Annotated in this window: 12 protein-coding genes; 11 read left to right on the top strand and 1 reads right to left on the bottom strand. The window is 24.6% G+C overall.

The window, feature by feature from the left end; genetic code table 11:
- Positions 1 to 56 precede the first annotated feature (56 nt).
- From yqeC to yedF, 3 genes are read left to right on the top strand one after another with little or no spacing between them, the layout of a single operon-like run.
- Positions 57 to 803 carry a selenium cofactor biosynthesis protein YqeC gene (gene yqeC, locus QZ321_RS02390; RefSeq protein WP_291746183.1) on the top strand — a complete coding sequence of 249 codons (747 nt, stop codon included), beginning with the start codon at positions 57 to 59 and terminating at the stop codon, positions 801 to 803.
- 25 nt (positions 804 to 828) lie between these two features.
- Entirely contained in the window at positions 829 to 1,623 is a 795-nt protein-coding gene (yqeB, locus tag QZ321_RS02385; RefSeq protein ID WP_291746180.1) for a selenium-dependent molybdenum cofactor biosynthesis protein YqeB, read from the top strand.
- Positions 1,624 to 1,638: 15 nt separating this feature from the next.
- The gene (yedF, locus tag QZ321_RS02380) at positions 1,639 to 2,235 is read left to right on the top strand and encodes a sulfurtransferase-like selenium metabolism protein YedF (RefSeq protein ID WP_291746177.1); all 597 of its coding nucleotides are present in this window, start codon (positions 1,639 to 1,641) and stop codon (positions 2,233 to 2,235) included.
- 118 nt (positions 2,236 to 2,353) lie between these two features.
- On the opposite strand, the gene selD is transcribed toward yedF, so the two are convergent.
- Positions 2,354 to 3,391, bottom strand: coding sequence for a selenide, water dikinase SelD (selD, locus tag QZ321_RS02375; protein ID WP_291746174.1), 1,038 nt, complete (start codon positions 3,389 to 3,391; stop codon positions 2,354 to 2,356).
- 808 nt (positions 3,392 to 4,199) lie between these two features.
- On the opposite strand from selD, the gene cas6 reads away from it, so the two are divergent.
- From cas6 to cas2, 8 genes are all read left to right on the top strand, one after another.
- Entirely contained in the window at positions 4,200 to 4,943 is a 744-nt protein-coding gene (gene cas6 / locus QZ321_RS02370; protein ID WP_294196105.1) for a CRISPR-associated endoribonuclease Cas6, read from the top strand.
- A 13-nt stretch (positions 4,944 to 4,956) separates the two neighbouring features.
- Entirely contained in the window at positions 4,957 to 6,336 is a 1,380-nt protein-coding gene (gene cas8a1, locus QZ321_RS02365) for a type I CRISPR-associated protein Cas8a1/Csx8 (protein WP_291746168.1), read from the top strand.
- Positions 6,329 to 7,231 carry a type I-B CRISPR-associated protein Cas7/Cst2/DevR gene (gene cas7i / locus QZ321_RS02360; RefSeq protein WP_291746166.1) on the top strand — a complete coding sequence of 301 codons (903 nt, stop codon included), beginning with the start codon at positions 6,329 to 6,331 and terminating at the stop codon, positions 7,229 to 7,231. Before cas8a1 ends, cas7i begins: the two co-directional genes overlap by 8 nt.
- 22 nt (positions 7,232 to 7,253) lie before the next feature.
- Positions 7,254 to 8,339 (top strand): CRISPR-associated protein Cas5, encoded by a 1,086-nt coding sequence (gene cas5, locus QZ321_RS02355; protein ID WP_291746164.1) that lies wholly within the window; start codon positions 7,254 to 7,256, stop codon positions 8,337 to 8,339.
- A 63-nt stretch (positions 8,340 to 8,402) separates the two neighbouring features.
- Positions 8,403 to 10,631, top strand: coding sequence for a CRISPR-associated helicase Cas3' (cas3, locus tag QZ321_RS02350; RefSeq protein WP_291746162.1), 2,229 nt, complete (start codon positions 8,403 to 8,405; stop codon positions 10,629 to 10,631).
- Positions 10,632 to 10,642: 11 nt separating this feature from the next.
- Positions 10,643 to 11,137 (top strand): CRISPR-associated protein Cas4, encoded by a 495-nt coding sequence (gene cas4, locus QZ321_RS02345; RefSeq protein WP_291746160.1) that lies wholly within the window; start codon positions 10,643 to 10,645, stop codon positions 11,135 to 11,137.
- A 25-nt stretch (positions 11,138 to 11,162) separates the two neighbouring features.
- Positions 11,163 to 12,155 carry a type I-B CRISPR-associated endonuclease Cas1b gene (cas1b, locus tag QZ321_RS02340; protein ID WP_291746159.1) on the top strand — a complete coding sequence of 331 codons (993 nt, stop codon included), beginning with the start codon at positions 11,163 to 11,165 and terminating at the stop codon, positions 12,153 to 12,155.
- Positions 12,156 to 12,168: 13 nt separating this feature from the next.
- Positions 12,169 to 12,447, top strand: coding sequence for a CRISPR-associated endonuclease Cas2 (gene cas2, locus QZ321_RS02335; RefSeq protein WP_291746156.1), 279 nt, complete (start codon positions 12,169 to 12,171; stop codon positions 12,445 to 12,447).
- The last annotated feature ends 208 nt before the right edge of the window (positions 12,448 to 12,655 follow it).

The following is a 12,655-nucleotide window of genomic DNA, read 5'->3' as shown; positions in this document are numbered from 1 at the left end:
TTTAAATTCTTTAATTTATTAAATTTTAAAAGTTAACTTAGTGTAAGGGAATTAATATGAGAGTTTGTTGTTATAAAAATAATAATATAAATAAAAAGAAATATTTACATGAGTCTTTAGAAATTGATATTAATAAAAAAGGCATAATTTCATTTGTAGGTGGTGGGGGAAAAACTACATCTATGTATACTTTAGCAAATGAATTAAGCTCTTTAGGAAAAAGGGTATTAGTAACAACTACTACACATATGCATATGCCTAAAGATTTTATTGATTTTAAGGGAGACTTAAAGGAAATAGAGGAAAGATTTAAAAAGGACAATTTAATTACAGTAGGAATTAAAGATAAAAATGAAAAAATATCATCTGTAGGAAATAAAATTGCAAAAATATTAATAGAGTTATGTGATTTTTTACTTATAGAAGCAGATGGATCAAAAATGTTACCATTAAAGGCGCCAGCTAGTCATGAACCTGTAATTTTAGAAAATACAACTATGATTATAGGGGTTGCAGGAATAGATTCTTTAGGAAAGAGTATAAAAGAAATATGCCATAGACCAGAGCATGTATGCAATATACTTAGAAAAAATTTTGATGATAAAATAAGTGAAGAAGATATTGCTATTTTATTAAGTAGTGAAAATGGGCAAAAAAAATATATAGATAAGTGTAATAATGCTAAATATAGAGCTATTATTAATAAGGTTGACAACGAAGAGCTATTATCTAAGGCAGAGATAATATGTAAATATTTAAGTGAAAAAGGTGTACAAGGTGTTATTACAAGCTATAGAGGTTAATTTTAAACTTTAGAGGGGTGACTTTATGATAGTACTTATAAAAGGTGCTGGTGATTTAGCTACTGGAATAGCTTATAGGTTAAAAAAAAGTGGCTTTGATATTGTTATGACTGAAATTGATAATCCAACTACAGTTAGAAGAACAGTAGCATTTTCACAAGCAATATTTGATAATGAAATTGAAATTGAAGGTATTAAAGGCATTAAAGTTAATAATATTAATGAAATACATAAAGAAATAAAAAAAGGTAATATACCAATAATAATTGATAAAGAAGCAAACATTATAAAAAAATTAAAGCCTAAGGTTGTAGTAGATGCTATAATTGCTAAAAAAAATCTAGGAACAAGTATAAATGATGCACCAATAGTTATTGGAGTTGGACCGGGATTTGAAGCTAAAAAGGATTGTCATTTAGTAATTGAAACTAAAAGAGGACATTATTTAGGAAAAGTAATAGAGGAAGGAAGTGCAATACCTAACACTGGTATACCAGGAAATATAGGTGGATATACAAAGGAGAGAATAATTAGGGCATCAAGTAATGGGAAAATAAGACCTGTAGTAAAAATAGGTGATTATGTTAAGAAAGGTGAAGTAATCGCTTATATTGATGGTGTTGAAGTTGTAGCTGAAATAGATGGTATAGTAAGGGGAATGTTACAAGAAGGAATAGAAGTTTTTAAGGGAATGAAAAGTGGTGATATAGACCCTAGATGTGAAAAAGATCATTGTTTTACTATATCAGATAAAGCAAGATCAATTGGTGGTGGAGTTTTAGAAGCTATAATGTACATGAATAGTAAAAATTTAAATTAAGCGAGGAAAGAATAAGTGAGTAAATTTATAGATGCTAAAGGTAAAGCTTGCCCGATGCCGGTAATAATAGCAAAAAAAGAAATAGATTCAGGTGTGAAATTTTTTGAAATTGAAGTTGATAATAAAATTGCTGTTGAAAATTTGAAAAGATTAGCAAATAGTCAAGGTTTTAAAACTATAATTAAAGAGGAAAATGGTAATTTTAAAGTTAACTTTTCAAATGGATGTGAAGAATGCGAAGAAGTTTTAAATAAAACCTTAGGAAAAAAGTCTTTGGGCAATTGGAGTATATTTATTAGTAGGGAAACTATTGGTGATGGAAGTAAAGAGTTAGGAAAATCTTTAATGAAAATGTTCATTTATACAATTTCAGAAGGTGAAGATTTGCCTAAATCGATTTTATTTATGAATGGTGGAGTAAAAGTTCCTACTTTAAATGAACAAGCAGTAGAACATTTAAAAACTTTACAGGATAAAGGAGTAGAACTTCTAGTTTGTGGAGCATGTCTTAATTTTTATGGATTAGAAGAAAAGTTAGGGGTAGGAAAAATTAGTAATATGTATGATATAACTAATGCTATGAAAGAAGCCTCAAAAGTAATAACAATATAGTGTTAAAGGAGATATATTAATTGAAGTTTTTTAATTCAATATAATATAGCTCCTTTTTTATATGTAATTTTTATTGGATTTTTTTATAAAAAGTTGTTTTAAAATAATATATTTTAAATTACTTTATTATAATTGAATAATCCTTTTTAGAAGTTACTTCACCAATGATTTTTGTCCAAGGATTATGTAATTCCATACGAGATACGTATTCAAGAGCATCTTTTTCTGGCATTGATATCAAAAGTCCACCAGATGTCTGGGGATCTAAAAGTAGGTCTTTCATTTCTTGAGAAATATTATTATCGCATTTGAATAAATCTTTAAGATATTCTAAATTGTTATACATTCCTTCTGGAATTATTCCCATTTTAGCAAAGGATAATGCATCATCAATTATAGGAAGATAATCAGTAAATATTTTAATAGTTTTGTTGCTTCCACTTGCCATTTCATAACTATGACCAATTAAACTAAAGCCAGTTATATCAGTACAAGAATTAACATTTAAATTTTTAAGAGATTCTTTTGCGTATTTATTTAAAGTTATCATAATATTAGTAACTTCTTTTATTTTTTCAGAAGATAATAATTCAGCCTTTGCAGCAGTATTTAAAATTCCTATACCAATAGGTTTAGTTAAAACAAGTAGATCACCAACTTGTGCATTACTATTTGTAAGGATTTCTTTTGGATGAGCAAAACCAGTAACGCAAAGTCCGTATTTAGGTGTAGGATCAGCAATAGTATGTCCGCCTGCAACAACAGCACCAGCTTCAGATATTTTACTATATCCACCAGATAATATATCATGTATTAAAAATGGGTCTAAGCATGATGGAAAACATAATAAGTTCATAGCAACAGCAGGGTCTCCACCCATTGCATAAATATCACTCAAGGCATTTGTAGCAGCAATTTGTCCAAAGGTGTAAGGATCGTCTACCATTGGGGGAAAAAAATCAACTGTTTGTATTGAAACTTTATCATCAGAAATTTTATATACGCAAGCATCATCTTTTTTATCGAAACCTACTAATAAATTAGGATTTTCAAATATTGGTAGATTACATAAGACGGAATCTAAAATAGCTGGGCCGATTTTTGAAGCACATCCAGAAGTTTTAGTTAAGGATGTGAGTTTTATAGTATTTTTCATATTATTCTCCTTTTAGATTATAAAATATATTTATATTAACAATTATAATAAGAAAATATTAAAAACAATAGTATAAATAATATAATTAAAATAAATATGCATTATAAGTATAAGTTGGATTTAGGTCATATAATTGCCAGTATTATTTTAACTTGTTAAAGAAAAACTATAAATGAACTTTTGTAAAGGTTTACTTTATTAATAAAGAGGTGAAAATATTTTGGCTAAAAACAGAAATGAAAAAAAGCCTAAGCAAAATAAAAAAGCTAAGGCTAAAATAGCTAATAATGAAGAATTATAATAGTTATAAAAATATAAAAGTTAAAGTCAGCTTTAGTTGACTTTAATTTTTTGTTTGAAAATAAATTAATAGAAACTATTATCATCATAAGAGCAATGTGATAATAGTTTCTATTTTGTTCAGAAGAAGAAGCTTTTGGAATCTCCTTCTTAATTATAGTATGGCAATATTTTTGGAAAAAATACATGATAATTAAAAAATAAATAAGATATTGACAAAAGTACTCAAGAATAATATTATAAATAAAAGTAGTTACATATTGGAATGTAAAATGAATTTATATAAGTATATAAAATTAAGGTATAGTATATCCATATTGGAAATAAAAAAATTTACATGAATTTTTTATGAAATTTATGTAAATTTTTTTAAATTTATATTAAAACCATGAATATATATTAGTATAATAAAATTAAGGTATTTAATAAATAACAAATGTTTAAAAATTTTTATTAAAATACTAATAACAATAATAAACATATGAAATTTAAAAATAAGGAGGATGAAATGAGAATTGTATTAACACTGGAATTAAAAAAGAATATTTTTCCTGATGATTATAGAAGAGTTATATTAAGTTATATTAAAAATGCTTTATCTAATTGTAATAATGGAAAATATTATGAGAAATTTTTTAATAATACTATACAAAAAGATTATTGCTTTTCAGTAATATTACCAAAAGCAAAATTTAATAAGAAGTATATAGAATTAGAAAGTAATCAAATAGAGATACTTTTTTCTACAGATGATAAAGAAAAGATAGGATTCATTTTATTTAGTGCATTTATAGGTCAAAAAAATAAAGCTTATCCATTAGAAAATGATAATTTTATGACACTAAAAAATATAAGAAACAAAAAACAAGAAGAAATTATAAATTACAAAGCCGTATTTAAAACTTCTATAGGTAGTGGAATATGTGTAAGAGATCACGATAGAAAAAGCAATAAAGATATTTATTATGTATATAATGATGAGGAGTTTAGGGAAAAACTTAATGTTGTATTAAGTAATAAGTTAATTAAATTCGGATTTACTAAAGATGAAATAGATGAAATAAAAGTAAATCCTTTAAATTGTAAGAAAATTGTGGTTAAACATTATGGAAAATATATAGATGTTACAACTGGAATGTTTGAAATTCAAGCTAATAAAAGAATATTGCAATATTTGTATAATTCTGGAATTGGATCAAGATCAAGCGCAGGTTTTGGAATGGTCGATCTAGTTACTCAGGATTTAATATAAGAAAGGAGGACAAATGAAAACAAGAGTAGAAATTGATAATTACAACACTAAGTTAGAAGCATCAGATTGGAGATTTTCAGCAGCAATTTATGGATTAATTCAATACTTTACTTATCATGATATAGAATTTAAAGAAGATTATAATAATGACTGCATTTTATACAATAGTGAAGATATTACAGAAGAAAGATATTTAAAATTTGTAGAAAATAGATATAAGGAAGAATTCCATCTTAAAGATATTGAGAATATTCTTTCAAAGGAAGAATTAAGTGATGAGGATATTAAAGTAGTAAATACTAAGTTATCAGCAAATACGATAATGAAAAAAATTAAAGCTAATAAAGAAAATAAAAAAGAAATATTAGATTTAATTGATAAAAATAGAAATGAAATAATAAAAGAAACCTTTAGTAATATGTATGATAATTATGCAAATAAATACCAACTGTTTAATGGAAAACAAAAGTTTTGTAGGTTGCTTGGATATTGTATAGATGTAGGAAGAAAAGGAAAGTCTACAGGATTTAATTTTAATACTAATTCTTTTATAGGGCAAGATGATATAGAAATGGATTTCGTCATATTCTCATTTAATGGAGATAGAGAATCATTTTTTATAAATGATAATTCAACAATAGAAAATATAGAGAAAACTAATAATAGCTTTAAATCAAAAATATTAAATGACTTAAAAGATTTAAATAAAGAAACCAAAATTAAAAGACCTAGATATTCTTTATTTAAAGGAATTATAGAATCATCAGATTTTATAAATAGAGATGTAGAAGTAATTATAAAAAATAGAGATAATGGATATTTTGAAACATTATATTTAAGAAAAGAAAGTATAGATATATTTAAAAATTTTACTAAGTGTAATATATCTTATAAAGATTTATGTACTTCACATAAGGTAACTGATAAATATTATATAGATATTGAAAAAGTGGTAACAGACAGTATTGTAAATAATATATATCTAGATAATTTAATAGAAACTTTATTAAAGGCTGATAGAGGATTATTAGTATCACAATTAATAAAGGTAAATCAATTAATAAGGGGTGGTAAAAATATGAATGAAAAATTAAAGGGAGCTTATAAATGTGCAAAGCAAGTTTCTGCATTTATGAAGGAAAAAAAGTTAGAAAACAAAATAGATACTTATAAACAAAAATTAACTAGTGCAATTATATTTAAAGATTATGATAGGGTATATCAAATATTGCTTCAATTATCAAATTATGTAGATATAGAATTTGGATTTGTATATGATTTATATGATGATTTTGAAGAAAATAAAGATTTAGTATATACATTTATAAATGCTTTATCAAAAAAGCCTAATAAAGAATTAAACAATAATAAGGAGATGAAAGAAAATGAATAAAAAAGCATTAACATTAACAGTAATAGCAAATATGACTTCAAATTATTCTGAGGGATTAGGGAATATTGCAAGTGTACAAAAGGTATTTAAAAATGGAAAGGTGTACACAATGAGAAGTAGAGAAAGTTTAAAAAATGCAATTATGGTTCAAAGTGGCATGTATGACGATTTAAAAACAGAAGTTGATAAAAAAACAACTCAAAAAATGGTTAATAAAGAGTTAAATGCTTCTAACTGTAGAGCTCTTGAAGGGGGATATATGAATACACTAGAAGCTACAAATATTAGAAAAAGTTCATTTTATTTAACTGATGCTATAGCTTGTGATAGATTTATAAATGAAACTAGATTTCATAATAATTTATATTTAGCTACAAATGTTGCAAAAAGTAAAGGAATAAACATACAGTCAAATCCTAAAGATTCAGGATTAATGCCATATCAATACGAATACGACAAATCACTAAAAATATATAGTATAACTATTGACTTAGAGATGATTGGAAAAGATGAAAACTTTGAACATGAGGAAAACTATAAAGAGGCTAGTAATGAAGAAAAGGCAGATAGAGTAAATTCATTATTAAATGCTATAGAAAATTTAAGTTTAACTGTAAAAGGTAATTTAGATAATGCAGAACCAGTATTTATTGTAGGGGGACTATCAGATAGAAAGACACATTATTTTGAGAATGTAGTAAAAGTTGAAGAGGGTAAATTAATATTATCTGAAGATCTACAAGATAAAATTAAAAAAGGATTTTATGTTGGATTATTAGAAGGAAGGACTTTAAGAAACGAAAGTGAAGTTAAAGAAAAGTTAGCTCCTATATCCATATCTAAATTTTTTGATAACGTTAGAAATGAAGTAAATGTTTACTTTGGAGTAGAGTAATTAAGAGAAAGTAGGTAAATATATGAAAGCTTTAAGGATAGTTATTACTCAAAGTAGTGCTAATTATAGGAAAGAAGAAACAATAGATAATAAAATGACCTATCCCCTTCCGCCTATTTCGACTGTAATTGGTGCATTACACAACGCTTGTGGATATAAGGAATATAAGGAAATGGATATAAGCATACAGGGTAAATTTGAATCAATGAGCAAAGAGCCATATACTGATTATTGTTTTTATAATTACTTAATGGATGATAGAGGTATTTTAGTTAAAATGAAAAATGGGAACCTTTTATCAAGTGCCTTTGACAAAGTTGCTAGTGCTAAAAAATCACAAGGAAATGACTTTCGAAAAGGTGTAACTATACAAGTATATAATGAAGAGCTATTAAAGGAATATAGGGATTTAAAAGATTTAAAAGATAAAATAGATAATTATAAGAGTACAGATTATAAGATAAAGCTTGAAACTATTAAGACTGAAAAAAAACAATTAGCAGATGCAAAGAAGAAATTAGATAAAAAATCATCAGAATTTATAGAATTGACAGAAAAGGCAAAAGAGCTAAGGAGTAAGGAAAAGGAACTTAAGGAAAGTTTGAAGTCTTATGAAGCTGAACACTATACTATTCCAATATCGAGGTTTAGAAGTTTAGTGACATCTTTAAAATATTATGAAGTATTAAATAATATAGAGCTTATTCTACATGTAAGAGCTGATGAAAATATACTTAATGATATAAAAGATAATATATATAATTTAAAATCAATAGGTAGAAGTGAAGATTTTGTTAATGTAGAGGAAATAAAAATTATAGAGTTAAGAGAGTTCAATGTATATAGGGCTAAAAGTAATTATTCAGCTTATATAAACTATAATGACGTTAAAAATAGAAATATAGCGTTTGAAAATGTAGACTATGGAAGAGCTATTACAGGAACCAAATATTGGTTAAATAAAAGATATGAACTAGAAAATGGAAAAAGATATTTTAAAGAAAAGAAGAAAGTGATTTATGCCTCTCAATATATTATAAAAAAGACAAGTGAGAATATATTTATAGATAATGAAGATGGCAAGGAGTATATTGTAAACTTTATATAATAAACAACTTATATAATTAAAGCAGTAGAAAATTTTTCTGCTGCTTTAAGTTTAGGAGGATTTATGAAAAATAGATTAGATATATTAGATGAAGAAATATTAAAGTTGATTAAAGAAAATAATGCAAAACCAAATAAGACAATAGAAGAACATATATTAGATTTATTAGAAGTTTTAGATCTTTTATTAGAGCTTGGATATATAAAAAATTATACTATATATGATTTAGTTGAAAAAGCTTGTATATATCATGATTTAGGAAAATTAAATAAAGAGTTTCAAAAAAGAGTAAATAGTAAAAAAATAAGATTTAATGAAGAAAAGGAAGTTGTACACAATATTTTATCATTATATTTTATTGATAGTAAGAAATTTAAAAGTACAGAGGATTATTTAAAAGTAGCTATTAGTGTGTTTAATCACCATAGTTATTGTAATAACTTTGATGAAATGACAAAGAAAGAAGAATTAATAAGAATTTTAATTGAAAATTTTAAAATATATGAATTAGATGATTTTATAAAATCAGATTTAGCAGATATGGTAGAAGATAATGATGCTATAAAAATAAAGGGATATCTTCATAAATGTGATTATAGTGCAAGTGCAGAAAGAGTAGCTGAATATAAAAATGATTTTTTAAGTAAATCATTAGAAATGCTTTTAAATAAATGGAAAATTGATAATAAAAAAGCAAGTTGGAATGACTTACAATATTTTTGTAAAGAAAATAAAGATGAAAATATAATTGCAATAGCACAAACTGGAATGGGAAAAACAGAAGCAGGTTTATTGTGGATAGGGGATACAAAAGGATTTTTTGTTTTACCTGTAAGAGCTGCTATAAATGCAATATATGATAGAGTAAGAAATGATATATTAGAAAATAAATCAATAGACGAGAGAGTTGCGATATTACATTCAAGTTCATTGGAGTACTATATGAAGATTTTTGATAAGAGTAACGAATTCTTAAATGAATATAATAATATGGGGAAAAGTCTTTCAATTCCGTTAAATATATCAACTATGGATCAGATATTTGATTTTTTATATAAATATCCTGAATATGAGCTAAAATTAACTATATTATCATACTCTAAAATAGTAATAGATGAAATACAAGCTTATGGACCAGATTTATTAGCATATTTAATATGTGGTATTGAAAAAATAGTAGAGTTTGGTGGGAAAGTTGCAATACTTACAGCTACTTTACCTCCATTTATAAAAGACTTATTAAAAAAGAATATAAATTTTAAGGAAAATAAAACTGAATTTATTAATGACATGAAGAGGCATAATTTAAAAGTTATAGATAAAAAACTAAATGTTAATGATATTTATCAAAAGTATATAGAAAATAAGAAATTAAATAAAAGTAATAAGATACTTGTAGTATGTAATAGTATAAGGGAATCAATAAATTTATATGAAGAGTTAATTAGTTTAATTGATGAGACAGAAGAAGTTAATATACTTCATAGTAAGTTTATAAGGAAAGATAGAGCAAAAAAAGAGTGTGAAATTTTAAGATTTGGAAGAACTTACGATGAAAATAAAAATATAGATAAACAAAATGGTATATGGATTTCTACATCAATAGTAGAAGCAAGTTTAGATATAGATTTTGATTATTTATTTACAGAACTTAGAGATTTAAACTCACTTTTTCAAAGATTAGGCAGGTGTAATAGAAAGGGTAAGAAGGAAAATAAAGATTATAACTGTTATATATATACCAAAATAGATTATGTTGATTTGATTAATGGAAATGTAGATAAAGTACTATTTGATTTATCAAAAGAGGCTATACGTTATTTTGATGGTAAAATTTCGGAAAAAGATAAGATTAATTTAATCAATACCTATCTAACTACGGATAACTTGAAAGAAAGTGATTATTTAAAAAAATATAGAGAGAAATATCGATATATAAATAAGATAAAAACTTATGAGTTTAAGAAAAATGAAGAGAATTTAAGAGATATATTATCAGAAGATGTTATTCCTAGCCCTATATATATAAAATATATAGATGAGATAAAGAAGATAGAAGAAGGTTTAAATAGTATTAATACTAGTAAAGAAGAAAAACGAAAATTAAGGAATAAATTGATGGAATATACAGTTTCGGTAAGTTTATGGGATATTAACAATTATGATAGGGTATTATTAAGTAAATATAAAAATGATTATATAAAAGTCATTGAGTGTGAGTATGGTGATGTAGGATATAAAAGTATTAAATATAATAATGAAACAAGAAATTCGGTTATTTGGGATAGTTAGAGAGGTAAAATATGAAAAAAGAAGTTACTGGTGTAATGATTTATTATTATGAGGTTTGTAAGAGAAAACTTTGGTATTTTTATAATGAAATACAAATGGAACAAGGAAATGAAAATGTTTTAATAGGTAAAGCTATTGATGAAGAAACTTATAAAAGAGATAAAAAACATATAAATATAGATAACATAATAAATATTGATTTTATAAGATCAAAAGGAATTTTACATGAGGTTAAGAAAAGTAAAAAAATAGAAGAAGCTAGTATATTACAAGTAAAGTATTATTTATATTTTCTTAAAAAAAGAGGAGTTAATAATATAAAAGGAAAAATAGACTATCCGTTACTTAAGCAAAGCGTAGACATAGAGTTAGTAGAGGATGATATAAAAGATATAAAGAAAATATTAGATGATATAAAAGTTATAGTTAAAGCTAATAATCCACCAAGCTTAGATAAGAAAAAAATATGCAAGTCTTGTGCTTATTATGATTTATGTTTTATATAAAATATAAAAATTAAAGGGGGATCTTATGAAAAGAAGTTATTATATATACAATAATGGAGAATTAAAAAGAAAAGATAATTCTATTCAATTTATAGATGAAGAAGGTAAAAAAAGATATATGCCTATAGAAACAGTAAATGAAATATATGTAATGTCTGAAATGGATTTCAATACAAATTTAGTTAATTACTTATCACAATATGACATTATAGTACATTTTTTTAATTATTATAGTTTTTATACTGGAAGCTTTCAACCTAGAAAAAAATTAATATCAGGAAACTTATTGGTTAATCAAGTAAGTCATTATATTGATGATGAAAAGAGATTAGAGATAGCTAAAAAATTTATAGATGGAGCAAGTTATAATATTTATAGAAATTTAAGGTATTATAATGGAAGAGGAAAGAATGTACAAGAATATATGGATAAAGTAGAAGCGTTAAGAAAACATATATATAAATGCAATAGTATAACTGAGCTTATGGGGTATGAAGGAAATATTAGAAAGATATATTATGAAGCATGGAATATATTGATAGATCAAAATATAGATTTCAAAAAAAGAGTTAAAAATCCACCAGATAATATGATAAATACATTGATTTCTTTTGTAAATACTTTAATTTATACAAAAGTATTAGGAGCAATATACCATACTCAATTAGATCCTACGGTAAGTTATCTACATGAACCAGGGGAAAGAAGATTTTCTTTAAGCCTAGACATATCAGAAATATTTAAACCGATATTAGCTGATAGACTTATATTTTCTCTTTTAAACAAAAAACAAATAACGGAAAAAAGTTTTACAAAAGAATTAAATTATTTACATCTTACTAAAGAGGCTTCAAAAACTATTGTAGTTGAATTAGATAAAAGACTGCAAACAACAATAAAGCATAAAGAATTAAATAAAAGTGTATCATATGAATATTTAATGAGATTAGAATGTTATAAATTAATTAAACATTTACTTGGTGAAAAGGATTATGATCCATTTAAAATTTGGTGGTAAGGGGAAGAATTATATGTATGTTATATTAGTTTACGATATAAAGAGTGATAATGGTGGACAACGAGTATTAAATAAAACCTTTAAAACTTGTAAAAAATATTTATGTCATATTCAAAATTCAGTATTTGAGGGAGAGCTATCAGAATCTCAAATTGTTAAGTTAAAATATGAGCTAGATAGTATAATTAGAGATGATATTGATTCTGTAATTTTATTTAAGAGTAGAAATGAAAGATGGTTGCAAAAAGATATGTGGGGAAAACAAGAAGATAAAACTAGTAATTTTATTTGATTGTCGACCTAACATAATGTTAAAATATAGGGGGATAGACAATAGCTGATTTATTCTTATATTAAAGATACAATATTAATATATATGAATAAAAAAATATTTAAAATAGTTAAAAATTTTTTAGGTGGACAGAATGTATCTATGAATTATAGGAAAATAGCGGCTTAGTATAGGTCGGATTAAAGTAGAACCATATTGGAATGTAAAT

The sequence above is a fragment of the uncultured Clostridium sp. genome (assembly GCF_910588715.1).
Taxonomy (GTDB): domain Bacteria; phylum Bacillota; class Clostridia; order Clostridiales; family Clostridiaceae; genus Clostridium.
The sequence above is the reverse complement of the archived record's forward strand: the minus strand, read 5'-3'. Positions and strand labels throughout refer to the sequence as shown.